Raw genomic sequence first — 26,468 nt, 5'->3', positions numbered from 1 at the left:
AAGAAAAGGGCTGGAGGCACTTGACAGAAAACCGTATTACTCCTATAATACAGTTGGAAAGTGTATTATTGTTATAATACAGTTGGGAGGTGAGGGTTATGTGCGGCTTTGAGGGCTTCGTCCCGGTGGACGGCCTGCCCATCTATCTGCAAATCGTCCGCTATGTGGAGCGGGGGGTGGTGGCGGGGTCCATCGCCCACGGCGACGAGCTGCCCTCCCGCCGGACCCTGTCGGCCCAGCTGGGGGTGAACCCCAACACGGTACAGAAGGCCTACCGGATGTTGGAGGAGGAGGGGCTCATCACCTCCCGCTCGGGGGCCAAAAGTGAAGTGTGCGCCCCGCCGGACTTGGTGGCGGCCCTCCGGTCCAAACTGCTGGAGCAGGAGATTACCGCCTTTGTGCGCTCCCTGCGGCAGTCCGGATTGGAGAAGGAGGCCGCGCTGGAGCTGATCGACCGTCTGTGGGAGCAAAAGGAGGAGAGTGTATGAGACAATACATCAGTCTGATGATGGTGGCCGCCCGGTCCCGGCTGTGGCAAGTGCTGCTCATCACCGCCGGGACCTGTGCCGCCGAGGTTCTGCTGTTTCAGCGCCATCTGGCGGCCATCAGCGGCCAGCAATGGCAAGACCTTTACAGCGCCCTCAACAACTCCCATTTCCTGTTGGTCTTTGCCGGGGGAATGGTGTTGGTGTGTCTGTCCCTGGCCTCCTTCGGGATGGAGCGGGGCGGCAGCAAGCTGGGCTACACCCTGCGCCGCCTGCCCTGTGGGGAGGCGCGGGCCACCCTTGTCTTTGCCCTTCACCACTTCCTCTGTCTGCTGATTTTCTGGAGCGGACAGATGGTGACAGCTTGGGTGCTGGTGGACCGATTTCTCAACACCCCGTCCGCCTCTTCTGTTGATTACGCCTTCCTGTATTCCCCCCTGTTGCTCTTTTACGACTGCGACCTGATCCACGGCATTCTGCCGGGTGCGGACTGGCCCATCTACATCCGCAATGTGGTAATGCTGGCGGCCCTGGCCATGTCGGCGGCCACCTGTTCCTACCACTGGCGGCGGGGGGCCAGGCCCTTCACCATTCTCCCCCTGGCCGCCTTTGTGGGGCTGACTTTCCCCGCCTCTGCCGGGATGTTCAGTCTGCTCGGCCCGGGAGACAGCCTGCCCGCCTCCCTGCCCAACCTCTATAGCAATTCGGATGCAACTGTTCTGTTGTGGGGGATTTTCCATCTGTTTATCATCCTGATCGTTCTGTGCTCCACAACCTACAACCTGCTGAGGAGGGATCCTTATGTGGATGTTTGAGGACTACTATCCATTGGGGTTTCCCGGCCAAAACGCCTTCCGGCTCACCCTGGGAGGACTGGGGGCCGCCTTCGGGCTGGGGTTTCTCCGGTTCCTTTCTACCTATCACGCAGCCAGAGGGGAGCTCTATCAGACCGAACTCGTGAATAACAGGGTGGTGCGGACCCTCATTGACGGCGCTATGATCGCCCCATTTCCCACCCTGCTGGATGGGGTCTCCCTGTTCCTGGTGCTGGTGGCCCTCTGCCTGGTGGGCGCCATCTTTCTCCACTACAGCTGGCACTGGATGGGGGGCCGCAGTATCTACCGCATGAGACTGCTCCCCCACCGCCGGGAACTGTGGCGGCGGGTGTTGACCATTCCCCTGGCCGGGCTGGCCGCCTGTGTGATCCTGTGGGGGCTGCTGCTCCTGCTGTGCGCTCTGTACTACCGCTTTGCAACACCGGAGGGGCATCTGCCCATAAACTGCTGGGGCACATTGCCCTTTACCTGGATGGGAGGTTACCATGCTTGAACTGAAACAGGTCCGCAAAAAATATATGGGCTCCACACTGGCCCTGGACGACGTGTCCCTGACCATCTGCCCCGGGGAGATCGTGGGACTGTTCGGGGAGAACGGAGCGGGCAAGACCACCCTGCTCAAGTGCGTGCTGGGACTTATCCCCTTTCAGGGGGAGATCACCCTGGACGGCGCGCCTGTCAGCCGAACCAACATCGCCCGCCTGTCCTTCGCCACCTGTGAGCACTCCTTCTTCCCCAATCTAACCGCCGGGGAGCACAAGCGCTTTCTCATGGACCAGTTCCCCACTTTTCGGGAGAAGCGGTTCCACGCCCTGCTGGACTTCTTCGAGCTGCCCGCCCACAAGGCCATCCGCAGTTTTTCCACCGGCCAGAAAAACCAGTTTGAGGTCATTCTGGCCCTGAGCCAGGGGGCGGATTACATCCTTATGGATGAACCTTTCGCGGGCAACGACATCTTCAACCGGGAGGACTTTTACAAGGTGCTGCTGGGCATTCTGGAGCCCAGCGAGACCATCCTGCTGTCCACCCACCTGCTGGAGGAGGTACAGCACTTCATCAGCCGTGCGGTGCTCCTGCGTAAGGGCCAGCTGGTGGGGGATGCCTCCACCCTGGATCTGGAGGAGCAGGGCAAGAGTTTGATGGACTATGTGAAGGAGACCTACCACTACCAGGCCGACCGGGTCAGCAAAGCCCTGGACGAGCTCACCGGTAAGGAGGAGGGATCGTCATGAGGAGCGCGCTGGCTGTCCTGCTGGCCCTGACGGTGGCCTTTTTCGGCCTGTTGGGCTGGTCCAACGCCCAGCTTCACCAGGATGCCTACGATGTGACAACCACCTCCACCACCCTGGCGGGGGACCCGGCCCAGGCCGCCGGCATCCAGGTCACCAGCTATTTTGACGATCGGGGCCATCTCTTCTGGTCCAGCTCCTATCCGGCGAACGCCCCCCAGGAAGCCCAGACCCGCTATGGCTTTTCCCAGACCCAATGGGAGGAGAATTGGGATTATGAGTTTGGCTCTTTTGAGATCAGTCTCCAATCTGTCGGACGGTACAGCAGTTCCTCCCTGGAGGACCTCGTCACCCCTTCTTTTCTGTCTCTTCTGAAGGAAGTCCAAGACGACTACCCACAAGTCACCACCGACCAGCAGACCATTCCCCTGTCCCACTATACCGACCATATTCCCCTGTACGTATCCCAGTATCTCCCCGGCAGTTCTCTTTTCCTTGAGGTGACAGACCGCCAGCTGACAGAACTTTTGGAAGACTATTTCTTCTTCCCGGTGCCGGAAGGGCTGACCGCCACCATCTCCCTGGAGACCGATGAGGAGGGCGCACTCCAGGGCTACAACTTCTTTTTGGATGACGATGACTGCTACCTGTCCAGCCAGTATGCTGTCCGAGGTGACACCGTCCTCTTTGCCCTGATTCCCGGCAAGGTACTGGACCCCAGCCATATTCCCGGAGGCTGGGGGGTGTACGCTCTCACCGGCTCTACCCCTGAGGATCTGTCTCTGACTACCGTCTACTCAGTCCCCAATGGCGGCCAGGTACTCCAATTTTTTGAGGGTCAGGAGGGAGACGACGACCTTTACCTGTTGACGGTGGAACAGGATGTGCTCTATCTGACCCAGCTGGACGGCCAGAGCCTTCAGCCTGTCCTCCATCTCCCCCTCTTCCCCTGGGCGGAAGAGAGGGACTTGGACGGTACGGTGTGGACGGAGGCTGGACTGGCGGTCTTCTCCAACGACGGGCCCTTTGTGATGCTGGTCCCAGATGGGGCAAACAGCTGGCGGATTGATTTTGAGGGCAATATAGAGCGTCAGAATGATCTGGGCTGCTTCCTGAACATGGATGGCACCACCTCCCTGCTCTATGACGGGGAGCGGCTGGCCGTGACCGGCTCCTACTGGCAGGAAGGGCTCTCCCGCAACGTTCTGTTCCTGGCGGTGTATGATCGGGATGGGCTGGCCTATCTGGGTACCTACCCCACCAGCCTGCCCGGCCAGGTGGGCAATCTCTATCAGCTCTCCCCTTCCCATGTGCTCTCCTGGGCGGAAACTGACTCTTGACAAAACCGGCGGGTTCGGCTAGAATGGGTAACAATCAAATCCCAAACAGGCAATGATGGGAAGAAGGCACGTGCCGTCCCCCTCAGAGAACCGGTGGTTGGTGCGAACCGGCGGAGGAAAGCGTGCGGATACTGATCCCGGAGCCGCCTGCCTGAAGCAATCCGTAGGGCAGGCCGTGACGGCCACGTTACAGGCCGGGGCCTTGTTGGAGGCCGTGAGCGTCCGTCGGTGACGGCGGGCGGAAGCAGGGTGGTACCGCGTATTTTACGCCCCTGACCATAATCTGGTCAGGGGCGTTTTCTTATGCAAAGCTGGCGTATCAAGTTTGAAACCCTGACCCAAGGAGGAAATTTTACCATGAAACCCGCACAGGAAAAGTACATCCCCTTTGTTCCCCTCAAAATGGAAAAGCGCGCCTGGCCTGACAAGGAACTGAAGGCGCCCCCCATCTGGTGCTCTGTGGACCTGCGGGACGGCAACCAGGCCCTGATCGACCCCATGAACGTAGAGGAAAAGCTGGAGCTTTTCCACACCCTGGTGGACATTGGGGTGAAGGAGATCGAGGTGGGCTTCCCCTCCGCCTCCGAAACCGAATATGAGTTTATCCGTACTCTGATCGAAGGGGGCCACATTCCCGACGACGTCACCATCCAGGTGCTGGTCCAGGCCAGAGAGCACCTGATCCGCAAGACCTTTGAGGCCATCGACGGGGCCAAGCACGTCATCTTCCACTTCTACAACTCCACCTCCACCCTCCAGCGGAAGGTGGTGTTCCATACCGACGTGGCGGGGGTCACCCAGATTGCCGTGGACGCCGCCCACCTGATCCGGGAGCTGAGCCAGCCCGCCATCGACAAGGGCATGGACCTGCGCTATCAGTACTCCCCCGAGTCCTTTATGGGCACCGAGATGGACGCCGCCGTGGAGATCTGCCAGGCGGTCATTGAGGCCATTGGCGCCACTCCCGACAAAAAGATCATCCTCAATCTGCCCACCACGGTGGAAAACTGTATGCCCAACTACTTTGCCGATGAGATCGAGTATTTCATCTCCAACCTGCCCAGCCGGGAGTGCGCCATCATCTCCCTGCATCCCCACAACGACCGGGGCGAGGGCGTGGCCACCGCCGAGATGGGCCTGCTGGCAGGGGCCGAGCGGGTGGAGGCCACCCTCTTCGGCAATGGCGAGCGCACCGGCAATGTGGATATGGTCACACTGGCCCTCAACCTGTATACCCAGGGCGTGGACCCCAAGCTGGACTTCTCCAACATCAACCACATCCGGGACGTGTATGAGAAGGTTACCAAGATGAAGATCGGCGAGCGGCAGCCCTATGTGGGCGAGCTGGTGTTCACCGCCTTCTCCGGCTCCCATCAGGACGCCATCAACAAGGGCACCCGCTATATGGAGGAGAGCGGCACCGAGTACTGGGAGGTGCCCTATCTGCCCATCGATCCCGCCGATGTGGGCCGCCAGTACGAACCCATTATCCGCATCAACTCCCAGTCCGGCAAGGGCGGCGCCGCCTTCGTCATGCAGCACTCCTTCGGCTTTGACCTGCCCAAGGCCATGCACCCCGAGTTCGGCCACATCGTCCAGGTGGAGACCGACCGGGTGGGCAAGGAGCTCAAACCGGAGGCCATCTATCAGCTTTTCAAGACCCACTATATCGATGCGGTAAAGCCCTACGAAATGGTGCGCCACTCCTTTGCCGAGTTCACCGACGAGGAGGGTCATTCCCACGTCACCTTCGCCGGCACCCTGCGCCATACCGACACGGTATTCCAGGTCCAGGGCTCAGGCAACGGCCCCATCGATGCCTTCTTCAACGCCATCCACGGCCAGAAGATGGACCGCTTCACCTTTGTGGACTACAAAGAGCACGCCATCAAGCAGGGCTCTGACTCCCAGGCTGTGGCCTACATCCACCTTCAGGACCAGGATGGAAAGGACTGGTTCGGCGTGGGCATGAGCCACAACATCAATCTGGCCCCCCTGAAGGGTATCCTGTCCGCCATCAACCGGGCAGTCAGCCACGACGCAGAGTAATCCCTCCCCGGCTTACAAGGAGGTCATTCCCTTGAAGTACGATTTTATATCAATTATTGACCGCCGGGGCAAAGACGCCCTGGCGGTGGAGAGCATCGGCAAACAGGTTTGGGGCAACGAGCCCGCCGCCCCCAAAGAGGGCTTTGACCCTATCCCCATGTGGGTGGCCGACATGAATTTCCCCACCTGCCCGGCTGTTCCCGCCGCCATTATTGAGCGGGCCAAACACCCCCTCTACGGCTATTTCCGCCCCAGCGACGTCTATTATGACGCCATCCTCCGGTGGCAGACGGAGCGCAACGGTTTTTGTGATCTGGAGCGGGAATATATCGGCTATGAAAACGGCGTCCACGGCTGTGTCACCAGTGCAGTACAGACCCTCTCCTCCCCCGGGGACAAAATCCTGCTCCACAGCCCTACCTATGTGGGCTTTGCCGCCGATGTGGAGGGTCTGGGCCGCACATCGGTGTACAGTCCTTTGAAGAAAGACGCCAACGGCGTGTGGCGGATGGACTACGCGGATATGGACGCCAAGCTGAAGGCGAACAACATCCATCTGGCTATTTTCTGTTCACCACACAACCCTTGCGGCAGGGTATGGGAGCGCTGGGAGCTGGAGAAGGCCATGGAGGTCTTTGAGGCCAACCAGTGTCTTGTCATCAGCGATGAGATCTGGGCAGACCTCACCTACACCGGCCACCAGCATATCCCAACCCTGATGGTCAACGACTGGGCTCGAGAGCATACGGTAGCGGTATATGCCCCCTCCAAGACCTTCAACCTGGCAGGCTTGGTGGGCAGCTACCATATCATCTACAATCAGTATTTGCGGGACCGGGTCACTGCCTGCGGCGACCGCACTCACTACAATGAGATGAATGTGCTGAGTATGCACGCGCTCATCGGGGCGTATTCGGACGAGGGCCGTGCATGGGTGGCCGAGCTGCTTCAGGTGCTGGAAAACAACTGCAAGTATGCCTGTGAGCACATCTGGAACCACTACGACGGCGTGGAAGTATCCATGCCCCAGGGTACCTATATGCTCTTTCTGGACTGTACCGAGTGGTGCGCCAGGCACGGCAAGAGCATTGATGCGTTAATAAAGGCTGGATGGGACGTGGGCGTAGGCTGGCAGGACGGCCGCAGATTCCAGGGCCCCTGCCACATCCGCATGAACTTGGCCTCTCCCCTCTCCCGGATTCAGGAGGTCTTTGCCAGACTGGACAAATACGTATTCATCGACTGAGAACAGAGCGCCCCGCCGGCTGTGTGCCGGCGGGGCGCTTTTGGTTGTTTTTTATTCGTGATGACCGCCGCAGTGGTGCTCGTGGTGGTGCTCATGGTCATGGTCGTGGTGCTGGCACACCGCGCCGGTGGATTTCAACTCCCCCTTCAGGTACTGCTCCACCGCCGTCCGGGCATCCCCCTGGACCCCCGTGACGATCTGGATGTTCCGCTCCCCAAACAGAGATACGGCGTGGGCGCCCATGCCGCCGGCAATGACCACCTCGACCCCCATATCCCCCAGAAAACCGGGCAGGAAACCAGGCTTGTGCTCCGGGTTTTGAACCAGCTCTTCTCCCATAATCTTCCCGTCCACGGCGGTATAAATGCGGAAGTGCTCACAGTGGCCAAAGTGGCCCCCCACTTCCGTCCCAACGCTGGCAACCGCGATCTTCATACTGCGTCTCTCCTTTTCTGCATCTGCCCATTACCGGCATATGCCATTTATGATGGTTCCATCATACTCTCATTTCTGTTATATGTCAATCACCCTTATAAGCAAAAGCCTGCCGCATATCACATTGCGGCAGGCTTCCGTTTTCTTTAAGTAAGGTCGGTCAGGCAGATATTCAGGTCCACCCGGCCCTCAATGCCGTCCACCGAGCCGTTGCTGGAGTACTGCCACATATCATAGTAGTACCGGAAGCTGGTGGGGGTCCAGTTATAGGTGTAGTGGGCCAGCCAGAAGGGATAGTCCTGTAGCTGGGAGAGATCATAGCCCTTGCTGACCATGTTGGGATTGCCGTAGGTCATGGCCTGGTAGCCCGCCGCTTCGACCACCTCACAGAAGGCTTTGGTGCAGTTGATGATGGCCTGGTTGCTCATGTTGTAAGTACGGCTGCTGCTGTCGTTGACATACTCCCAGTCAAAGACCACGGGATAGGTCACATCATAGCCCCGGATCCACTCCAGGGTCTGATAGGCCTCCTCCCTGGCCTCCGCCTCATTGACGGCCTGGGAGAAGAAGTATACCCCTACGTCAAGACCCGCCGCCGTGGCGTTCTCAATGTTATACTGGAAATAGGGGTCGGCCATAATGTTGCCCACGGTATAGCCCCGATAGCCCGCCCGGATGATGGCAAAGTCCACACCGGCGGCGGCCACCTTCTCCCAGTCGATCTCTCCCTGGTGGGAGGATACATCGATGCCTACATAGCTGGGCGTCCCTCCTACATAGGTCAAAAAGCCATCCTCATTGACCACAAAGGCATTGCTATCATAGGGATTGGCCGGAATGGGCAGGGGCGTCGGGGTAGGCTCCGGGGTTGGGGTGGGGGTGGGAGTCGGCTCCGGAGAGGGCTCCGGTTTCTCACTTGGGGTAGGCGTGGGGGGCACCGTGGGAGTTGGAGTAGGAGTGGGGGTAGGAGTCGGCGTCGGAGTGGGTTCCGGTTCCGGCTGGCTGTTCTGGTCATAGCGTGCCAGCACTGCCGCCGCCTCCGCCCGGGTGGCCTGCCCAGTGGGATCAAAGCGGTTGCCCGGCTTGCCACTAAGGATCTCGTCCTCCTTGGCCCAGTCCACCGCGTCCTTTGCCCAGGCGGAGATCTGATCTGCGTCCGCATAGCCGGAGGAGGCGGAGGCCGCCGGGCTGCCGGTATAGCGCCATAAAATAGTGGCCATCTGCTCCCGGGTGACCGGATCGTTGGTACCAAAGGTCTGGCTGCTGTAACCGGTTATGTAGCCATTCTTTTGCGCCCACACAATGGCGTCAGAATACCAGGTGTCGTTGTCCGTATCAGTAAAGTTGTCCTGCCCTGTCACCGCCGGACTGCCTGCCAAACGGTAGAGCACGGTGGCCAGCATGGCCCGGCTCATAGATTGATCGGGGGCAAACAGGTTGGCGGAAACACCGCCCATCCATCCTTGATCCGATACATAGGTTACCGCGTCAGCGTACCATGCATCGGGGACAACGTCTGTAAAATCGCTCTTTGTGCCAGCCGCGTGGACGGGCAGAGGAAGGACCGCCGCCAGCAGCGCGCCGGCCAGCAGTCTGGATGCCGTTTTTTTCATTTTCACCATGGGTTTTCCTTTCTGTTTTCCTGTTTCGCGGCACTGCCGCTGGATGCGATTATGTATAGCATAACAGAAAACCATGGTTTCGACAAGTTTCCTGCCTATTTTTTCGGAAAATTATCTGCTTTCTTTCGAAAAAGAAGCAAAATATACAAAACAGCCCTGGGAACACGTCCCAGGGCTGTTAAAACTTATGTCAACTTTTCTTGCTTGGGATCGCTCACTCCGCAGTGATGACCGCCTTTTCCCCGTCGGAGGTGGCATGGATGGCTACAACGGGGTGGAGATAGCTGTCGATGAGCTTGGTGGCGATGTCGTCCTCCAGGTCCTTCTGGATCTGGCGGCGCAGGTTGCGGGCGCCGTAGGTCTGGGAGTAGGACTGTTTGACCAGATGATCCAGCAGGGCGTCGTCCCAGGTGAAGGTAATGCCCTTCTCCTTCAGGGTGTCCCGCAGTTCGCCCAGCATGATGGAGGCGATGGCCTTGAAGTTGTCCTCGGTGAGCTTGTTGAAGTAGACGATCTCGTCCACCCGGTTGATAAACTCCGGCCGCAGGAAAGACTCCAGAGCCTTCATGGCCCGCTCTCTCCCCTGCTGGTCGGCGGTGCGGCCAAAGCCCACGCTGCCGGCAGAGGTGCGGGCGTCGCTGCCCGCATTGGAGGTCATGACGATGACAGTGTTCTCAAAGTTCACGTTGCGGCCCTGGGCGTCGGTGATGTGGCCGTCGTCCAGGATCTGAAGCAGGATGTTGAGCACGTCGGGGTGGGCCTTCTCGATCTCGTCAAAGAGAATGACACAATAGGGCTTGCGGCGCACCTTCTCGGTAAGCTGACCCGCCTCGTCATAGCCCACATAGCCGGGAGGAGAGCCGATGATCCGGCTGACGGCAAACTTCTCCATAAACTCCGACATATCCAGACGGATCAGGGACTCGGGAGAATGGAACATATCCATGGCCAGCCGCTTGACCAGCTCGGTCTTGCCCACGCCGGTGGAGCCCACAAAGATGAAGGATACCGGCTTGCGCTTGGATGCAATACCTACACGGCCACGGCGCACGGCGGCGGCCACGGCGTGGACCGCCTCGTCCTGACCGATCAGGTGCTCCCTCAGCCGGTCCTCCAGCTTGGCCAGCCGCTCATACTCCGCCTCCTGGATCTGGCTGGCGGGGATCTTGGTCCACAGCTCAATGACCCGGGCCAGATGAGACACCGTCAGCGGAGGCGCGCTCTGGGCGTCCAGCTTGTTCAGCTCATCCTGGAGCTGGATCTCCCGGCTCTTGATGACCGCTAACCGCTCATAGTCCCGGCTGCTGCCCTGGTCGGCCATCAGCTTCTCCCGCTCCTCAGCCAGGTTGTCCAGCTCCTTGCGGAAGTTGGCCTGCCGGCGCTCATTGGCCCCCAGGGCCTCAGTGGTGGCGGGGTTGCCCATCAGGGCGTCGTGTTCGGCGGTCAGCTTGTTCAGCTCCCGGCGAATCTCGCTCTGGCGGCCCTCGTTGTTCTTCAGGGCGGTCTGGCGCTTATAATCCCGGTCGTTGGCCTCCACCATCAGATTCTCCCGCTCCTGACCCAGAGCCTCCAGCTCCTTCTTCACCTCTACCTCCCGGGCCAGGGACTTATTGTGGAGGTTTACATCGGAACAGGCCTCGTCGATGAGATCAATGGCCTTGTCGGGCAGATAGCGGTCGGTGATGTACCGCTCGCTCATAGTTACCGCCAGACGGCACATTTCGGGAGAGATAGACACAAAATGGTACTTTTCATAGTATGGAGCGATACCCTGGAGGATCTTTACGCTGTCCTCAATGGAGGGTTCCTCCACGATCACCGGCTGGAACCGCCGCTCCAGAGCGGAGTCCTTCTCAATGTATTTGCGGTACTCGGTGAGGGTGGTGGCGCCGATGACCTGGATCTCTCCCCGGCTCAGGGCGGGCTTGAGGATATTGGCGGCGTTCATGGAGCCCTCGGCGTCCCCCGCCCCCACAATATTGTGGACCTCGTCAATGACCAGGATAATGTTGCCCAGCTTCTTGATCTCTTCAATGAGGCCCTTCATCCGGCTTTCAAACTGGCCCCGGAACTGGGTGCCGGCCACCAGGGCAGTGAGGTCCAGCAGGTAGACCTCCTTATCCAGCAGTTTATAGGGCACATCCCGCTGGTAGATCTTCTGTGCCAGGCCCTCGGCAATGGCGGTCTTGCCCACGCCGGGCTCACCGATGAGACAGGGGTTATTCTTCTGCCGGCGGTTGAGGATCTGGATGGTGCGCTGGATCTCCTCGTCCCGGCCAATGATCTTATCCAGCTTGCCGTCGGCTGCCTTTTGGGTCAGGGAGATACAGTAATTCTCCAAAAATTTCCGTTTAGGGGGCTTCTCTCCCTTCTTCTCCCGCTCGCCCCGCTCCGCGCGGCTGTTATCCCGCTCCGGGGGCTGGTTCTGAGGGTTCTGAGCGCCGCCGAACAGCTTGTTCAGGAAGGGGAAGGTGGCGGTCTTGCCCTCATCCTCCTCGTCCTGCTCGCCATCCTCCGTGGGGACCAGGCCTTCCATGCCCTCAGCCCCGCCGAAGGCGGACATCATCTCATTGGTGAGGCCCTCCAGGTCCTCATCGGTAATGCCCATCTTCTGCATCATATCTTCCACGGGCTTGATGCCCATTTCCTTGGCGCACTTGAGGCACAGCCCTTCACTCTTGGTGGCGCCGTTCTCAATCTTCTGGATGAAAATGACTGCCACATTCTTGTGACATCTGGAACAAAGTGTGGGTTGCATATTTGTTTCAGCTCCTTTGGCGGGGAAGGCCCCAGCTGGGTCTCCTCCCCGGAGAGATGATTCTAATCCGAAATTATGAACTGGGTATGAATCAGGCCGGCTTTCTTTCCCGCAGCGCCGAGTAAAACTGAATGATATACCCGGCCAGGGCGGCCAGAGTCAGCGCCAGCGCCCCGCCGATCAGGCCGGTGCTCCATGCTCTGGGGATATTGGGGAAAAGCACCAGTCCGCCGCACACCAGGAAAAACACCCCGGTGGACAGCTTGCCCAGCCAGTTGGCTGAGATCACATCCCCCAGCTTGCGGTACATGAGATAGCCGCCAATGGCCATACACAGCTCCTTGCAGAAAAAGACCACCACCGCCCACAGGGGAATCACTTCGTCCACCGTGATGCAGATAATTACTGTAAAGGTCATCAGCTTGTCCGCCATGGGGTCCAGAATCCGCCCCAGCTTGCTGATCTGGTTGAAGTGCCGGGCGATCCATCCGTCTGCGATATCCGTGAGAAAAGCCACCAGATAGATCAGCGCGGCCCATAGATGGGCGTTGGGAGCGGGCTGGAAAAACACCACCGCAAAGACCGGCACCAAAATCAGCCGGAACATGGATAGAAGATTGGGGACTGTCATGTTTGCTTCACCTGATTTTCTCTCTTTGGAAATGGGCCCTTACAGGCCGAAGAGCAGGGACATGGGGTTCGTGGTCATGAAAAATTTCAGCAGTACGGTGTGTTCCACCGTCTCCGCCGGGATGAGATTGCCCATGAACTGAATGACCCAGGCGGCAATAAACAGGATGATACAGCCTTGCAGCAGACCTGCCGCCCCGCCCAGCAGGTGGTTGAGCTGGTGGAGCACCGGCAGCCGGGCCACCAGATTGAGGGTGCGGCTCACCCACTTCCACAAAATGAGGATGACCACAAAGCCGATCATATAGATGATCCTGTAGGCCACCGACTGGGCCACGGTCGCGGCTACTTTGGCGGCGGCGCTGGCGGCCACCTCGGTCATGCCGTTTTCCACCGCCTGATTGACGCTGTCAATCAGGCCCTCGTACAGCCCCATATCCCGCAGCGCGTCCAGCACGCCGGACAACGGCACTTCCTCCGGCACTGTGGCCACGCCGCCTTGGTCGGTAATATACTGCGTATGCTGGATGGACTGGTTGAGCTGTTCCTCAATGGCGGCGGCAAAACGGGGCTCCAGAGCATCGGCCACCATGGGAGACAAAGCCCCCGCCACCAAGCTGGCCCCGATAAAGGCCACTCCCACCCCCAGCAGGCCGCACAGGGTAAGGACCAACCCCCGGCGGGCGCCCAGCACCACAAAGGCTGCCAGGATTGCCAAGATAATCAATTCAAAGATGATTGCCATAGGTTACCTCCGGATACTATTGGGGCAGATAGATCCGCGCCGTGTCGTTGTTAATAAGCATGGCGCTGCCGTCGGTACGCTGGAGCACCTTGCGGGCACTCTGCGTACCGTCCAGCGTATGGTACACATTCAGTTCCTGGTCATAGATATCCAGCCGGTCGGCAGTGAGCACCCCAACATAGCGCCCCGCAGCGGAGATGGAGAGCACCTGTTCCTCCAGGGCCAGAACAGCCTGCTCCTCCCCGTTGCGGTCCACCACCACCAGTTCAGCCGTACTGCCCGCCCGGTATTTGCCCAGCAGCAGCACCGCCGTACCGTCTCCATCCAAGGAAAAGCCCTTCAGGTAGCGGCCGGCATAGGAATAGCTGCCCGTCAAAGCGCCGGTATCATCCAAGTGGTAGACACTGTTCTCTCCCAGCGCCCATATGCCGTAGCCATCCCAGCTCATCTTCAGAATGACCTCGCTCCCCACCGGGGTGCTGACCTGGGGCACCGCCTCTTCCGTGGAGGTACCTGTGGTGGGATAGAGCTCCACCTGACTGCCGAAGGTTCCGTTGGTCAGTCCCATGGTAAGCAGGGCCACCGTCTGGTTGTCCGGCGAAAGAGCAACGTCCATCACAAACCGCTCGGACAACTTGATCTGCATGACCTCTCCAAACTGGTCATTGTACACAGTGATGATTCCCTTTGTGCCGCTGACGCGGGTCAGGACCACCATCCAGTCGTTTTCGTTCACATCGGCCGACAGAAGCTCCTCCCCTTCCGCCAGTTCCAGAGAAAAAGCCTCCTCCCGGTTCCGACAGACCAAAAGCGTCCGCCCACCGGCGTCATAGGCCAGGGCGGTGTGTCCGGCCGCTTCGGCCACCGGATGCTCCATGGTAACGGTATGGTCCACATATACCTGGCCGCTGGCCGAATAGAGCCGCACTCCGGTGGTGGAGCACACCAGCAAATCGCCGTCCAGGCTGGCAAAGGTACTGGTCCCGTCCCCATCAAAGGGAAAGGACTCAGCCTGTCCGCTATCGCCCCGCTCCAGCGTCCGATAGGAAAACCATCGCTTGATAAAGTCAAAATTCAGCTTGTCATAGTTGACCACCAGTACCACCGCGCCCAGCACCAAAACCACGGTGAGCAGAAAGGCCAGCAGCCGTTTCAGGCGATTGGTCACCCGCTCCGGTCTGCCGGTCTGGCGGCCCCCCTTGATCTCCTCCAGTCTATGCACCTTACCGGAATTTATGTGTTGAGGCATTGCGGTACCTCCTGATCTCCTCGTCTTCGTGGGCTGTCCTTTACAGCACGTCCTCGTTGTACCACAGCTTGGTCATGTATAACCCCCCGGCGGGCACGGTTGGTCCGGCGGCGGTCCGGTTTTTGTTCTCCAGAATGGCGGGCACATCGTCGGGGGAAAATTTCCCCTCGGCAGCGTACACGCAGGTGCCCACCATAGCCCGTACCATGTTGTACAAAAAGCCGTCGGCGCACACCTTGCACTGGATCATGACCCCGTCCCGGGTAATGGTAAAATAGTGGACGGTCCGTACCGTGGTGCGGGTCTCCGTCCCCACGCTGCGGACGGCGGCAAAGTCGTGGGTGCCCACAAAGTGGGAGGCCGCCCGCTGCATGATGGTCTCGTCCAGGTGTTTGGGATAAAACCAGGCCCGATTCACATAAAAGGCGTTGCGGATGTGGGAGTTGTAGATGCGGTAGGTGTACTCCTTCTTCAAGCAGGAGCCGATGGCGTTGAACTCGTCCGGCACCTCGGTGGCCTTTACCACCACAATATCATCGGGCAGCCGGGTATTCACCGCCAGAGGCAGCCGGTCACAGGGGATACGGGAGGTGGTGCGGAAATTGGCCACATAGGTCTCGGCGTGGACGCCTGCGTCGGTGCGGCCCGCGCCGGTACATTTCACCGGATGTCCCACCACAGTAGCCAATGCTTTTTCCAGGGTCTCAGCCACTGTGACGGCGTTTTTCTGCACCTGCCAGCCATGGTAGGCCGTCCCCACATACATCAATCTTAACGCAATATTTCTCATAAATTGTTCAGTAAACCTTAAAAATAAATAAAATTTTACCGTTCCGGTCACCAGCCGAAGTGCCCCAGCACCCCGATACCCACGCACAGGGCCAGGGAAAGCAGCAAGGCAACCAAGTCAACGCCGGTCAGCTTCAGCTGCCGCAGCCGGGTACGTCCGCTGCCACCGTGATAACAGCGGCACTCCATAGCCACCGCCAGCTCGTCGGCCCGCCGGAAGGCAGAGATGAACAGGGGCACCAGCAGGGGCACCAATGCCTTGGCCTTCTGGACCAGGTTGCCTGTATCAAAGTCCGCCCCTCTGGCCTTCTGGGCCGACATGATCTTATCCGTCTCCTCGATGAGGGTAGGGATAAACCGCAGAGCGATGGACATCATCATAGCCAGCTCATGGATAGGCACCCGGATGGCCTTCAGGGGGCTGAGCAGCTTTTCCAGTCCATCGGTGAGCATAATGGGCGAGGTGGTGTAGGTCAGCAGGAAGGTGCAGGTAATGAGCATCATGATCCGCAGGATCATGAACACCGCCGCCCGGACACCCTCAGCGTAGATGGTGAGCACCCAGACCGACACCAGCGGTTCTCCCTGGCCGGGGGTGAAGAACAGGTTCAGGATGGCAGTAATCAGAATGATGATAAAAATGGGCCGCATCCCCCGCAGGATGCTCTTCAATCCCACCTTGGAAATGGCAATGAGGGCGGCTAACACCACGATCAGAATGGCATAGCTTACCACATTGGCCGCCAGAAACAGGGCCACGATATAGGCCACGGTGCCGATCAGCTTGATCCGTGGGTCCAGCCGGTGGAGGATGGTCTTTCCAGGGAAATACTGGCCCAGGGTAATATCCTTCAGCGCCATATTATCTTCCCCCTTCCCGGTTCAGAGCCGTCAGGATAGCGTCTCTGGCCTGCTCAATGGTATAGACCGAGGGGTCGATATCCACGCCCATGGCCCGCAGCCGGTGGAACACCCGGGTCATAGCGGGCACCCCCAGGCCGATGCGCTCCAGCTCATCCCCGTGGGCAAAGACCTCCCGAGGTGTACCAGAAAAGGGAATCTTTCCGTCGTTGACCACTACGATGCGGTCCACCGTCCGGGCCATCTCCTCCATGGAGTGGGAGACGATGATGATGGTGGCGTTCTTGGCCTGGTGGTAGTCGTGGATATTGCCCAGAATGGACTCCACCCCCACCGGGTCCAGTCCGGCGGTGGGCTCGTCCAGAATGAGCACCGAGGGCTCCATGGCAATGACTCCGGCAATGGCCACCCGGCGCTTCTGGCCGCCGGACAGCTCAAAGGGAGACTTTTCCAGTGTCTCCTCCTTCAGCCCTACAAATCGGGCGGCCTCCCGCACCCGGCGGTCAATCTCGTCGGTGTCCAGGCCCATGTTGCCCGGCCCGAAGGCGATATCCTTATAAACAGTCTCCTCAAAGAGCTGGTACTCCGGGTACTGGAACACCAGCCCCACCTGAAAGCGGGTGCGGCGGGTGCGCTCCTTGCTCTCCCAGATGTCCCTGCCCTCAAAGAGCACTTTTCCGGAGGTGGGCTTCAAAAGCCCGTTGAGATGCTGGATCAAGGTGGATTTTCCCGAGCCGGTATGGCCGATGATGCCCAGGTACTCCCCGCGATAGGCGGTAAAGTCCACGTCCACCAGAGCCCCGTGCTCAAAGGGGGTGCCGGCGGAGTAAATATGGCTCAGGTGCTCCGTCTGAATGATCGGTTCCAATTGGCTTCCTTCCTTTATTACAATGGTGCATTCCCCTTACGGGGTAACGCCCTGGTTCAGCAGATCGTACAGGGTCTTGGCGCACTCCTCGTCGCTGAGGGCGTCCAGAGGCACCTCCACCCCCGCCTTCCGCAGTTCCCACAAGAGCTCTGTGGTCTCAGGGACAGTGAGTCCCACCGCCTTCAGCTCCTCCACCCGGCAGAACACCTCTTTGGGGGCGCCGTCGGCAATGACCTTGCCCTTGGACATGACCACCAGCCGGGCGGCCTGGGCGGCCTCGTCCATGTGGTGGGTAATGAGCACCACCGTCACCCCAGAGGTACGGTTGAGGGACTTGATGGTCTTTAACACCTCCGCCCGGCCGATGGGGTCCAGCATAGCGGTAGGCTCGTCCAGCACGATACACCGGGGCTGCATGGCGATGACCCCGGCGATGGCCACCCGCTGCTTCTGGCCGCCGGAGAGCAGATGGGGGGCGTGCTCCCGGTATTCGTACATCCCCACCGCCTTGAGGGCGTCGTCCACACGTTGGCGGATCTCCGCCGGCGGCACCCCCAGGTTCTCCGGGGCGAAGGCCACGTCCTCCTCCACCACATTGGCAACGATCTGGTTGTCCGGGTTTTGAAACACCATGCCCACCGTGCGGCGGATGTCCAGCAGCCTGTCCTCGTCGGCGGTGTCCATACCATCCACATACACCTTACCCCCGGAGGGCAGCAAAATGGCATTGAGATGTTTGGCCAGGGTGGATTTGCCCGAACCATTGTGGCCCAGCACCGCCACGAAGGTGCCCTCCTGGATCTGGAGGTCTACCCCGTCCAGCACCACAGGAGTGGGGCCCTCTTCCTCGTCATAGCGGAAGTGCAGATCCTGCGTTTTCAAAATGGGATTGCTCATAGTATACTACCTCGTTTATCATGAAAGACAGCGCATATTATGACGACGCCGTCCACCGCCCGGTGGCCCCGCAGGGCAGGGCCAGACCGGTGGCGGTCACCGGAAGGCCCAGCTCCTGGCTGTCGGTGTGTCCGCCGTACTTCCGGGCCACCAGGGTCTCCAGCAGATAGGTGAGTACCGAGGGGGCCAGGCCGGTGGTATAAGAGTTGATGAGGAAAAACAGGGGGTTGTCCGATAGCACTCCGGTGACCAGCTCCACAAAGGGGAAGAGATTTTCCTCCAGCTTCCAGATCTCACCGGAGGGCCCCCGTCCATAGGAGGGGGGGGCCATGATGACGGCGTCGTACTTCCGGCCCCGACGGATCTCCCGCTCCACAAATTTGCCGCAATCATCCACGATCCAGCGGATGGGGGCGTCGGACAGGCCGGAGGAGGCCGCATTCTCCCTGGCCCAGCTCACCATACCCTTGGCGGCGTCCACATGGCACACGCTGGCCCCCGCGGCGGCGCAGGCCACGCTGGCCCCGCCGGTGTAAGCAAACAGGTTGAGCACGCTGATGGGCCGCCCGGCGGTACGGATGCGCTCCATGGCAAAGTTCCAGTTGGCGGCCTGCTCTGGGAACAGGCCGGTGTGCTTGAAGTTCATGGGCTTGATATTAAAGGTAAGTTCCTGGTAGCCCAGGGTCCAACGGGGCGGCAGGTCCTTTTTTACCCACTGGCCCCCGCCGGTGGAGGATCGCTGATACCGGGCGTCGTATTTTCGCCATCCGGGATGCCTTCCCTCCGGTCGCCAGATGGCCTGAGGGTCGGGGCGCACCAGGATATGCTTTCCCCAGCGCTCCAGCCGCTCTCCCCCGCCGCAGTCCAGCAGTTCATAGTCCTTCCATCCGTCCGAGATCCACATAGTCTCCCTCCCGGTTATTCTTGTCATAATCATCCTATTATATCATCGCCCCCGGATAGAGTCAACGAGAAGAAAGAATTGTGTTATGGGGAAAACTGTGATAAAATACCTATGAATTTGTGGAAATGAGGTGTCCGTTATGAGCGACACAGAGCTTCAGTTTCGTACCGCTACCTTCGGCGGGTTTCAGAAGCAGGATGTACTGAGTTATATCGAATCCTCCAATCAGGCCCATGCTGAGAAGATGGAGCAGCTCCAGCGGCAGCGGGATGAGCTGGCCCGGGAACGGGAGCAGCTTTCCGGTCAGGCCGCCCAGGCCAAAGCCCAGGCGGAACAGCTGGCCCGGGAAAAGGAACAGCTGGCCGGCCAGCTGGACAAGGCCAACCAGGAGATCGACCGGTTGCGCCACAGTCTGGAGGGGCAAAAGACCCAGCTGGAACAGGTGGTGGCTCAGTTGGCCGACGTACAGGCCCGATTGGACCGGGCTGAACCCGACGCCACAGCCTATCAGCAGGTCAAGGACCGTACCGCCGGTATTGAGCTGGAGGCCCACTGCCGCGCTCAGGAAGTTCAGAAGGCGGCGGAGGAGCGGGTTCAGCGGATCCACACCGATGTGGAGCAGTGGCTCCATAAGGTGAAGGCAGGTTATGACCTGCTGCGGGCCGATATGGACTCTGCCATCGCCCGTACCGGTCAGGAGCTGGACAAGGTACATCAGATCCTGGATCAGCTGTCCGCCAATTTCAACGGTCAGGAGGAGCACCTGCTCAAGCTGTCTCAGGACTGCGCCTCTGAGTTCGCGCCTCCGGCCCCCGAGCCCCTGCCGCTGAACGAGAAATAAGCCTCCGCCCGCCGGGCGGATCTGGGAACGGGAACCGGCTTGGTTCCCGTTCCCCGTTTTTCCCCTTCCGTCCGTTGGGCTAAGAGATCTTCTGGGAAGGAGTGTATCCCTTTGTCCAAGTCCTCCGGGACCCGTACCAAGGTCACCGTCAAAACCTCGGCCCGTATGTCCAAAAAAGGTCCCCTCACCCCTGACGTCCTGCGAAAGCTGGATGCCTGGTGGCGGGCCTCCAACTATCTGGCCACCGGTCAGCTCTATCTGCGGAACAATCCCCTGCTCCGCTCCCCCCTGAAGCCGGAGCATCTGAAGCACGCTCCGGTGGGCCACTGGGGCACGGTACCCGGCCAGAACTTTATCTACACCCATCTGAACCGGGTCATCACCAAATACGACCTGAACATGATCTATATCTGCGGCCCCGGCCATGGCGGCAGCGCCGTGGTGGCCCAGACCTATCTGGAGGGAACCTATAGTGAGGTCTACCCCAACGTGAGCCAGGATGAGGAGGGGATGCGCCGGCTGTTCCAGCAGTTCTCCTTCCCCGGCGGCGTGGGCAGCCACTGCGCCCCCGATACCCCAGGCTCCATCAACGAAGGAGGCGAGCTGGGCTATTCCCTGGCCCACGCTTTCGGCGCGGTGATGGACAACCCCACCCTGATCGCCGCCTGTGTGGTGGGAGACGGAGAAGCGGAGACCGCCCCCCTGGCCGCCGCCTGGCACGGCAACAAGTTTCTGGACCCGGTGGGCGACGGGGCGGTGCTTCCCATTCTCCACCTGAACGGCTACAAAAACGCCACCCCTTCCCTGTTTGCCCGGGTCTCCTCTGAGGAGGTGGAGGACTTCTTCAAGGGCTGCGGCTGGACCCCCCGGTTTGTGGAGGGGGATGACCCGGCCCAGATGCACCAGAAAATGGCCGCCGCCCTAGACTGGGCGGTGCGGGAAATCCAGCGCATTCAGGAAAGCGCCCGCTCCTTTGGAGAGACGGAGCGGCCCCGGTGGCCCATGGTGGTATTCCGTTCCCCCAAGGGTTGGACCTGTCCCAAGGAGGTGGACGGGGTGGCTCTGGAGGGTACCAGTCGGGTCCACCAGCTGCCCCTGGCGGTGGATGAGGCCCACCCCCAACAGCTGCCCCTGCTGGAGGCGTGGCTGCGCAGCTATCATCCCGAGGAACTCTTTGATGAGGCGGGGGCGCTGATTCCTTCCCTGCGGGCCATGGCCCCCCAGGGGGAGCGGCGGATGGGCTCCAACCCACACGCCAATGGCGGCCTTCTGCTGCGGGACCTGCGCACCCCCGACTTCTCCAAGTACGCCGTGACGGTTCCCGCCCCCGGTGAAGCTGAGGCGGAGGATATGGCCGAGCTGGGCAAATACGTCAAGGATGTGCTCAAGCTCAACCAGAAGGCCAAAAACTTCCGCATCTTTTCCCCCGACGAAACCATAAGCAACAAGCTGTGGGCCGCCTTAGAGGCCAGCGACCGCCGCTGGAACGCCGACCGGCTGCCCTCCGACCAGGGGCTCTCCTCCAGCGGGCGTATTCTGGATGGGATGCTGTCCGAGCACATGTGTCAGGGCTGGCTGGAGGGCTACCTGCTCACCGGCCGCCACGGGTTTCTCAACAGCTATGAAGCCTTCATCCGCATTGTGGACTCCATGGTGAGCCAGTACGCCAAGTGGCTCAAGGTGGCGGGCCAGCTACCCTGGCGGCAGGACATCGCCTCTCTCAACTATGTGCTCTCCTCCAATGTATGGGAGCAGGACCAGAACGGCTTCACCCACCAAGACCCGGGCTTTCTGGACCATGTAGCCAACAAAAAAGCCGATGTGGTCCGGCTCTACCTGCCTCCCGACGCCAACTGCCTGCTCAGTGTGTTTGACCACTGTATCAAAAGCCGCAACTATATCAACGTCATGATTACCTCCAAGCATCCCCGGCCCCAGTGGCTCACCATGGATGAGGCCATCAAGCACTGCACCCATGGCATTGGGATCTGGCAGTGGGCCTCCAACGACCAGGGGGCGGAGCCCGACGCAGTACTGGCCTGCTGCGGCGAGACTCCCACTCTGGAGACCTTGGCCGCCGTCACCATCCTGCGGCGCTACCTGCCCGAGCTGAAGGTGCGGGTGGTCAACGTGGTGGACCTGATGAAGCTCCAGCCCCACACCGAGCACCCCCACGGTCTCACCGATGAGGACTATGACGTGCTCTTTACCGTGAACAAGCCCATCATCTTTGCCTTCCACGGCTATGCCACCCTGGTCCACGAGCTGACTTACCGGCGGCACAACAAAAATCTCCACGTCCGGGGCTACAAGGAGGAGGGCGGACTCACCACCCCCTTTGACATGCGGGTACAGAACAATATCGACCGGTTTGACCTGGTCATCGACACCGTCAAGCGCCTGCCCCAGTTGGGCAACCGGGGGGCCTTTCTCATTCAGTTAATGAAAGACAAGCTGGTGGAGCACCGGCAGTATATCACTGCCCACGGTCAGGATCTGCCCGAGATCCGGGACTGGAAATGGAACGGCGGAGCGGGCATCTGAGCGCCTTGCCAAACAGGCGGCGCTGTGCTACCCTTATAAAAATGCACAGACGGGAAGGAGCAAACTATGAACATCTACGAATCCTCGGAAAATTATCTGGAGGCCATTCTCAGCCTGCGGGAGCAGCACGGCATGGTGCGCTCCATCGACATTGCCAACCAACTCCACTTTTCCAAGCCCAGTGTCAGCGTGGCCATGAAGAAGCTGCGGGAGAGCGGCTATATTGAGATGGACAAGGACGGCCTGATCTCCCTGCTCCCCGCCGGAGAGGAGATCGCCCGGCGCATCTACGAGCGCCACCAGCTGCTCACCCAGTTCTTCATCCGTCTGGGGGTCAGCCCCGAGGTGGCCGCCGCCGACGCCTGTAAGGTGGAGCATGATCTGAGCGACGAAACCTTCCAGAAAATCAAGGCCCACGCCCTGGGCAAGGCATGACCTTCGACCAATTCCAAGCCGCCTATGGTCTGTGTCTGGACCCCCAGCAGCAGGCCGCCGTCCAGGCTGTGGACGGCCCGGTACTGCTGCTGGCGGTACCGGGCAGCGGCAAAACCACCGTACTTGTAACCCGCATCGGCTATCTGGTGCTGGGGCTGGGGGTGGCCCCCGAGTCCATCCTCACTATGACCTACACCGTTTCCGCCGCCCGGGATATGAAGGGACGCTTTGCCGCCCTCTTCGGCCCGGAGCTGGCCGACCGGCTGGCCTTTCGCACCATCAACGGGGTGTGCAGCTCGGTGATCCGCCGCTGTGAGCGGCTGGTGGGCCAGCAGGCCTTTTCTCTGCTGGAGGACACCGGGCGGCAGGCCGCCCTCATCGGGGAGATCTGCCGGAGTTTGAGCCGCGAGTATATCCCCGAGGCCACCATCAAGGCCATCCAGACCGCCATCACCTATGTAAAAAACCGACTGCCCGGCCAGACCGACCTGAGCCAGATCGAGGTGGAGGGGGTGGACTTCCCCGCCGTCTATCAGGCCTACAACCAGGCTCTCCGGCAGCGGAGGCTGATGGACTACGACGACCAACTGGGCTACGCCTTCCAGATTTTGCGGAGATACCCGCAGATTCTGGGCGAATGGCAGAATCGCTACCCATACCTGTGCGTGGACGAGGCTCAGGATACTTCCCAAATCCAGCACGCCATCATCCGGCTGCTGGCGGGGCAGCAGGTCCAGCTCTTTCTGGTGGGAGATGAGGACCAGAGCATCTACGGTTTCCGGGCGGCTTGCCCTCAGGCCCTTCACACCTTTGAGATCACCTACCCGGGGGCCAAGGTACTGCTGCTGGAGCAGAACTACCGCTCCACCCGGCCCATTGTGGCGTCAGCTGACCGGTTCATCCGTCAAAACCACAACCGGCGGCCCAAGCAGATGAGAGCCGCCGGAGGCGACGGTCCCATTCCCCGTGCCGTGGAGGTATACGACCGGCAACGTCAATACCAGTATCTGGCCAAGGTAGCCCAGGACTGTACTCGGGAGACGGCGGTACTCTACCGGGACAACGACAGCGCCCTCCCCCTTATTGACCTGCTGGAGCGCTCCGGTATTCCCTACCGCTGCCGCCAGGTGGACAGCGGCTTTTTCACCCACCGAATTGTTCGGGACATTACCAACGTGATCCGGCTGGCCCAGGACCCCCGGGACGGGGCATTGTTTCTGGAGCTTTACTACAAGCTGGGGGCGGGAGTGAGCAAGGTGGCCGCTGAGGAGGCGGTGCGCCGGTGTACCCCAGAAGGGCCCACCCTGCTGGAGCTGCTGGCCGGGTCCCCTACCCTGTCCCCCTGGAGCAAGCGCCAGTGCCGGGGGCTTCAGACCCACCTGGACCACTTGCTGGAGGAAAGAGCGGACAAGGCGGTGTACCGCATTGTTCATTTTATGGGCTATGGAGATTACTTGGAGGAACGGGGTATGGACGCCAACAAGGCACAGATCCTGGAGGCCCTGGGAGCCAGTGAGGCGACCCCCGCCGGGCTGCTGGTCCGGCTGACTACCCTGGAGGAACTGGTACGCCGTGGCTCTTCTCAGCCGGATTGCCCCTTCATTCTGTCCACCATCCACTCCAGCAAGGGGCTGGAATATGACCGGGTGATCCTGATGGACGTAGCCGACGGTCTGCTGCCCAAGCTCTCCCCTTCTACCCGAGGGGGCCAGACCGTGGAGGATGAAGAGGCTCTGGAGGAGGAACGGCGGCTGTTCTATGTGGCCATGACACGGGCCCGGAAAGAGCTGTGGGTCATGCGGTTCCGCAGGCCGGAGCTGTTCTCCAGCTTTTCCGCCGTTCTGTTTCCCCAGCAGGAGCCTCAGAAAAAATCCCCCACCCGAAAGGCACCACCCAAACCAGACCCGGCGGCTCTGGCCGCCCAGCTGGCCGCCGCCGCCAAAGACTATATCCCCGGCGCTCAGGTGTGTCACGCCCGCTTCGGGCCTGGGGTACTCACCGCCCGGGAGGGGGACCGGATCACAGTTCGCTTCGAGGACGGCACTGTAAAGTTTTTCTCCCTGCCAACTGCGTTGGGGATGGGGCAGTTCACCCTGGAGGGCCACCGGCTTTTCCCCTGAATCAAAAGGGTCTGTTGCAAACTCATGCAACAGACCCTTTCTTATTTTCACTGCGCTCTGAGTTCCCAGAAGGCCACTGCACTGGCCGCCGCCACATTGAGGGAGTCCACCCCATGGGACATGGGGATGCACACAGTATAGTCACACCCGGCGATGGTGTGGTCCGACAGACCGTCCCCCTCGGTACCCAGCACAATGGCCAGCTTCTCCTCCTGCCGCAGCCGGGGGTCCTCAATGCTGAGAGCGGTGTCACTGAGCGCCATGGCCACCGTCTTGAACCCCAGGGCACGGAGCCGCTCCAGTCCCGGCTGGGGCCACTGGGAGGGGTCCTCCCCGATGCGGGTCCAGGGAATTTGGAACACCGTGCCCATACTCACCCGGGCCGCACGCCGGTACAGAGGGTCACAGCAGGTGGGGGTGACCAGCACTGCGTCCATGTGGAGGGCGGCGGCAGAGCGGAAGATGGCCCCCACGTTGGTGGAATCCACGATGCCCTCCAGCACCGCTACCCGCCGGGCGTTGGTACACAGTTCCTCCACACTGGGCAGCACCGGCCGCCGCATGGCGCACAGCACTCCGCGGGTCACCTCATAGCCGGTGAGTCCCTCCAGCACCGCCCGATCTGCTGTGTAAAGGGGCAAACCCTCACAGCGTTCCACCACTTCTTTGGCGGGGCCGTCGATCTTTTTCCGCTCCATCAGCAGGGACAGGGGCTCATATCCCGCATCTAGGGCTCGCAAAATCACCTTGAGGCTCTCGGCAATAAAAATCCCCTTTTCCGGCTCCAGCCGGTTGCGCAGCTGGGCCTCGGTGAGCCGGGCGTAGCAGTCCAGCTGTGGGTCGGAATAGTCTGTGATCTCAATGATATTGGCCATGGCGTTCTCCTGCTTTCTCTTCTCTCGGTCCCTGCTCTCCAGCCGGGTTACTCCTGATCCAGCCGGGCCAGCACTTGCTGTCCCAGATGGAAGGTGGCGGCGTCATAGGCCACCAGATAGACCGTCATATTCGCCCCTGCAAACCGGCGGATACTGGTCATAGCTACCTCCAGCGCCTCCTCCTTGGGGTAGTGATATACCCCGGCGGAAATCAGTGGAAAAGCCACCGTTTTACAGTCTTTCTCTTTCGCCAGGGCCAGGCTGTTGCGGTAGCAGGCGGTGAGCAGCTCCCGCTCGCTGTGGCTCCCGCCGTGCCACACCGGACCTACGGTATGGATCACATACTTACAGGGCAGATCATACCCGCCGGTGAGCTTGGCCTCTCCGGTAGGGCATCCCCCCAGCGTACGGCACTCGGCCAGCAGCTGAGGCCCCGCTGCCCGGTGAATACAGCCGTCCACTCCGCCGCCGCCCAGCAGACTGCTGTTGGCGGCATTGACAATGGCGTCCACCTGTAACGTGGTAATATCCCCTTGGATCAGTTCCAGCGTCATAGTGCTCCCTCCCTGCGTTTCAAGTAATTACGGCACAAGCAACTTTACTCAAGAGGAGGCCGCTTAAAAGCGGCCTCCTCTCAGCCTGTCGAGAAACCCGGTTTATGCATCAAGCATAAGCCGGGTTTCTGGCGTATAGAGGCCAAAGAAGTACAA

The 26,468-nt window shown here is 60.3% G+C and carries 23 protein-coding genes, 1 pseudogene and 1 other annotated feature; of the genes and pseudogenes, 11 read left to right on the top strand and 13 right to left on the bottom strand.

Annotated elements, in window-relative coordinates:
• The first annotated feature begins 98 nt into the window (after nt 1-98).
• From Q0J75_RS01855 to Q0J75_RS01825, 7 genes are all read left to right on the top strand, one after another.
• Entirely contained in the window at nt 99-488 is a 390-nt protein-coding gene (locus tag Q0J75_RS01855; protein WP_297196201.1) for a GntR family transcriptional regulator, read from the top strand.
• On the top strand, nt 485-1,300 hold the full coding sequence (locus Q0J75_RS01850; RefSeq protein ID WP_297196200.1) for a hypothetical protein: 816 nt from the start codon (nt 485-487) through the stop codon (nt 1,298-1,300). Before Q0J75_RS01855 ends, Q0J75_RS01850 begins: the two co-directional genes overlap by 4 nt.
• Nucleotides 1,287-1,814, top strand: a complete 528-nt coding sequence (locus tag Q0J75_RS01845) for a hypothetical protein (RefSeq protein WP_297196197.1) — start codon at nt 1,287-1,289, stop codon at nt 1,812-1,814. The genes Q0J75_RS01850 and Q0J75_RS01845 overlap by 14 nt, the downstream gene beginning before the upstream one ends.
• Nucleotides 1,807-2,553, top strand: a complete 747-nt coding sequence (locus tag Q0J75_RS01840) for an ABC transporter ATP-binding protein (protein WP_297196195.1) — start codon at nt 1,807-1,809, stop codon at nt 2,551-2,553. Before Q0J75_RS01845 ends, Q0J75_RS01840 begins: the two co-directional genes overlap by 8 nt.
• Entirely contained in the window at nt 2,550-3,890 is a 1,341-nt protein-coding gene (locus Q0J75_RS01835) for a hypothetical protein (protein WP_297196192.1), read from the top strand. Before Q0J75_RS01840 ends, Q0J75_RS01835 begins: the two co-directional genes overlap by 4 nt.
• Before the next feature lie 43 nt (nt 3,891-3,933).
• Nucleotides 3,934-4,167 (top strand) — a binding site (T-box leader).
• An 80-nt stretch (nt 4,168-4,247) separates the two neighbouring features.
• A complete protein-coding gene (gene leuA, locus Q0J75_RS01830) occupies nt 4,248-5,939 on the top strand; it encodes a 2-isopropylmalate synthase (RefSeq protein ID WP_297196190.1) in 1,692 nt (563 codons plus the stop codon).
• A gap of 31 nt (nt 5,940-5,970) precedes the next feature.
• Entirely contained in the window at nt 5,971-7,185 is a 1,215-nt protein-coding gene (locus Q0J75_RS01825; protein WP_297196188.1) for a MalY/PatB family protein, read from the top strand.
• 51 nt (nt 7,186-7,236) lie between these two features.
• Here the strand turns inward: Q0J75_RS01825 and Q0J75_RS01820 are convergent, their stop codons facing one another.
• From Q0J75_RS01820 to Q0J75_RS01770, 11 genes are all read right to left on the bottom strand, one after another.
• A complete protein-coding gene (locus Q0J75_RS01820) occupies nt 7,237-7,620 on the bottom strand; it encodes a NifB/NifX family molybdenum-iron cluster-binding protein (protein WP_297196186.1) in 384 nt (127 codons plus the stop codon).
• Nucleotides 7,621-7,766: 146 nt separating this feature from the next.
• Entirely contained in the window at nt 7,767-9,233 is a 1,467-nt protein-coding gene (locus Q0J75_RS01815; RefSeq protein ID WP_297196359.1) for a GH25 family lysozyme, read from the bottom strand.
• Nucleotides 9,234-9,456: 223 nt separating this feature from the next.
• Nucleotides 9,457-11,964, bottom strand: a complete 2,508-nt coding sequence (locus tag Q0J75_RS01810) for an ATP-dependent Clp protease ATP-binding subunit (protein WP_297196184.1) — start codon at nt 11,962-11,964, stop codon at nt 9,457-9,459.
• Between the two features lie 127 nt (nt 11,965-12,091).
• On the bottom strand, nt 12,092-12,631 hold the full coding sequence (locus Q0J75_RS01805; RefSeq protein ID WP_297196182.1) for a CDP-alcohol phosphatidyltransferase family protein: 540 nt from the start codon (nt 12,629-12,631) through the stop codon (nt 12,092-12,094).
• A 39-nt stretch (nt 12,632-12,670) separates the two neighbouring features.
• Nucleotides 12,671-13,375, bottom strand: coding sequence for a CvpA family protein (locus Q0J75_RS01800; RefSeq protein ID WP_297196179.1), 705 nt, complete (start codon nt 13,373-13,375; stop codon nt 12,671-12,673).
• A 16-nt stretch (nt 13,376-13,391) separates the two neighbouring features.
• Nucleotides 13,392-14,624: a DUF5711 family protein gene (locus Q0J75_RS01795; RefSeq protein ID WP_297196177.1), complete on the bottom strand. Its 1,233-nt coding sequence runs from the start codon at nt 14,622-14,624 to the stop codon at nt 13,392-13,394.
• Nucleotides 14,625-14,664: 40 nt separating this feature from the next.
• A complete protein-coding gene (gene truA / locus Q0J75_RS01790; RefSeq protein ID WP_297196175.1) occupies nt 14,665-15,414 on the bottom strand; it encodes a tRNA pseudouridine(38-40) synthase TruA in 750 nt (249 codons plus the stop codon).
• A gap of 47 nt (nt 15,415-15,461) precedes the next feature.
• Entirely contained in the window at nt 15,462-16,274 is an 813-nt protein-coding gene (locus tag Q0J75_RS01785) for an energy-coupling factor transporter transmembrane component T family protein (RefSeq protein WP_297196173.1), read from the bottom strand.
• Between the two features lies 1 nt (nt 16,275).
• Nucleotides 16,276-17,142, bottom strand: a complete 867-nt coding sequence (locus Q0J75_RS01780; RefSeq protein WP_297196171.1) for an energy-coupling factor transporter ATPase — start codon at nt 17,140-17,142, stop codon at nt 16,276-16,278.
• Between the two features lie 36 nt (nt 17,143-17,178).
• A complete protein-coding gene (locus Q0J75_RS01775) occupies nt 17,179-18,039 on the bottom strand; it encodes an energy-coupling factor transporter ATPase (RefSeq protein ID WP_297196169.1) in 861 nt (286 codons plus the stop codon).
• A 37-nt stretch (nt 18,040-18,076) separates the two neighbouring features.
• Entirely contained in the window at nt 18,077-18,943 is an 867-nt protein-coding gene (locus Q0J75_RS01770; RefSeq protein ID WP_297196168.1) for a class I SAM-dependent methyltransferase, read from the bottom strand.
• Between the two features lie 139 nt (nt 18,944-19,082).
• Between Q0J75_RS01770 and Q0J75_RS01765 the strand changes: the two genes are divergently transcribed.
• From Q0J75_RS01765 to Q0J75_RS01750, 4 genes are all read left to right on the top strand, one after another.
• Entirely contained in the window at nt 19,083-19,784 is a 702-nt protein-coding gene (locus tag Q0J75_RS01765; RefSeq protein ID WP_297196166.1) for a hypothetical protein, read from the top strand.
• Between the two features lie 165 nt (nt 19,785-19,949).
• Nucleotides 19,950-22,328 (top strand): phosphoketolase family protein, encoded by a 2,379-nt coding sequence (locus Q0J75_RS01760; RefSeq protein ID WP_297196357.1) that lies wholly within the window; start codon nt 19,950-19,952, stop codon nt 22,326-22,328.
• Nucleotides 22,329-22,394: 66 nt separating this feature from the next.
• A complete protein-coding gene (locus Q0J75_RS01755) occupies nt 22,395-22,763 on the top strand; it encodes a metal-dependent transcriptional regulator (RefSeq protein ID WP_297196164.1) in 369 nt (122 codons plus the stop codon).
• On the top strand, nt 22,760-24,883 hold the full coding sequence (locus Q0J75_RS01750) for an ATP-dependent helicase (RefSeq protein WP_297196162.1): 2,124 nt from the start codon (nt 22,760-22,762) through the stop codon (nt 24,881-24,883). The genes Q0J75_RS01755 and Q0J75_RS01750 overlap by 4 nt, the downstream gene beginning before the upstream one ends.
• 47 nt (nt 24,884-24,930) lie before the next feature.
• Here the strand turns inward: Q0J75_RS01750 and Q0J75_RS01745 are convergent, their stop codons facing one another.
• The gene (locus Q0J75_RS01745) at nt 24,931-25,758 is read right to left on the bottom strand and encodes a TrmH family RNA methyltransferase (protein ID WP_297196160.1); all 828 of its coding nucleotides are present in this window, start codon (nt 25,756-25,758) and stop codon (nt 24,931-24,933) included.
• Between the two features lie 68 nt (nt 25,759-25,826).
• Nucleotides 25,827-26,312: pseudogene (locus Q0J75_RS01740) on the bottom strand (O-acetyl-ADP-ribose deacetylase); the annotation flags it as partial.
• Nucleotides 26,313-26,468: the final 156 nt, after the last annotated feature.

The sequence above is a fragment of the uncultured Flavonifractor sp. genome (genome assembly GCF_944385615.1).
In the GTDB taxonomy this organism is placed as follows: Bacteria; Bacillota; Clostridia; order Oscillospirales; family Oscillospiraceae; genus Flavonifractor.
This window is presented reverse-complemented; position numbering and strand designations above follow the sequence as displayed.

Bases quoted from the DNA above. Each gene is read 5' to 3' on its own strand.
- Q0J75_RS01855 (WP_297196201.1), top strand. From the start codon at position 99: ATGTGCGGCTTTGAGGGCTTCGTCCCGGTGGACGGCCTGCCCATCTAT.
- Q0J75_RS01850 (WP_297196200.1), top strand. From the start codon at position 485: ATGAGACAATACATCAGTCTGATGATGGTGGCCGCCCGGTCCCGGCTG.
- Q0J75_RS01845 (WP_297196197.1), top strand. From the start codon at position 1,287: ATGTGGATGTTTGAGGACTACTATCCATTGGGGTTTCCCGGCCAAAAC.
- Q0J75_RS01840 (WP_297196195.1), top strand. From the start codon at position 1,807: ATGCTTGAACTGAAACAGGTCCGCAAAAAATATATGGGCTCCACACTG.
- Q0J75_RS01835 (WP_297196192.1), top strand. From the start codon at position 2,550: ATGAGGAGCGCGCTGGCTGTCCTGCTGGCCCTGACGGTGGCCTTTTTC.
- leuA (WP_297196190.1), top strand. From the start codon at position 4,248: ATGAAACCCGCACAGGAAAAGTACATCCCCTTTGTTCCCCTCAAAATG.
- Q0J75_RS01820 (WP_297196186.1), bottom strand. From the start codon at position 7,620: ATGAAGATCGCGGTTGCCAGCGTTGGGACGGAAGTGGGGGGCCACTTT.
- Q0J75_RS01815 (WP_297196359.1), bottom strand. From the start codon at position 9,233: ATGAAAAAAACGGCATCCAGACTGCTGGCCGGCGCGCTGCTGGCGGCG.
- Q0J75_RS01805 (WP_297196182.1), bottom strand. From the start codon at position 12,631: ATGACAGTCCCCAATCTTCTATCCATGTTCCGGCTGATTTTGGTGCCG.
- Q0J75_RS01800 (WP_297196179.1), bottom strand. From the start codon at position 13,375: ATGGCAATCATCTTTGAATTGATTATCTTGGCAATCCTGGCAGCCTTT.
- Q0J75_RS01795 (WP_297196177.1), bottom strand. From the start codon at position 14,624: ATGCCTCAACACATAAATTCCGGTAAGGTGCATAGACTGGAGGAGATC.
- truA (WP_297196175.1), bottom strand. From the start codon at position 15,414: ATGAGAAATATTGCGTTAAGATTGATGTATGTGGGGACGGCCTACCAT.
- Q0J75_RS01785 (WP_297196173.1), bottom strand. From the start codon at position 16,274: ATGGCGCTGAAGGATATTACCCTGGGCCAGTATTTCCCTGGAAAGACC.
- Q0J75_RS01775 (WP_297196169.1), bottom strand. From the start codon at position 18,039: ATGAGCAATCCCATTTTGAAAACGCAGGATCTGCACTTCCGCTATGAC.
- Q0J75_RS01770 (WP_297196168.1), bottom strand. From the start codon at position 18,943: ATGTGGATCTCGGACGGATGGAAGGACTATGAACTGCTGGACTGCGGC.
- Q0J75_RS01765 (WP_297196166.1), top strand. From the start codon at position 19,083: ATGAGCGACACAGAGCTTCAGTTTCGTACCGCTACCTTCGGCGGGTTT.
- Q0J75_RS01760 (WP_297196357.1), top strand. From the start codon at position 19,950: ATGTCCAAAAAAGGTCCCCTCACCCCTGACGTCCTGCGAAAGCTGGAT.
- Q0J75_RS01755 (WP_297196164.1), top strand. From the start codon at position 22,395: ATGAACATCTACGAATCCTCGGAAAATTATCTGGAGGCCATTCTCAGC.
- Q0J75_RS01750 (WP_297196162.1), top strand. From the start codon at position 22,760: ATGACCTTCGACCAATTCCAAGCCGCCTATGGTCTGTGTCTGGACCCC.
- Q0J75_RS01745 (WP_297196160.1), bottom strand. From the start codon at position 25,758: ATGGCCAATATCATTGAGATCACAGACTATTCCGACCCACAGCTGGAC.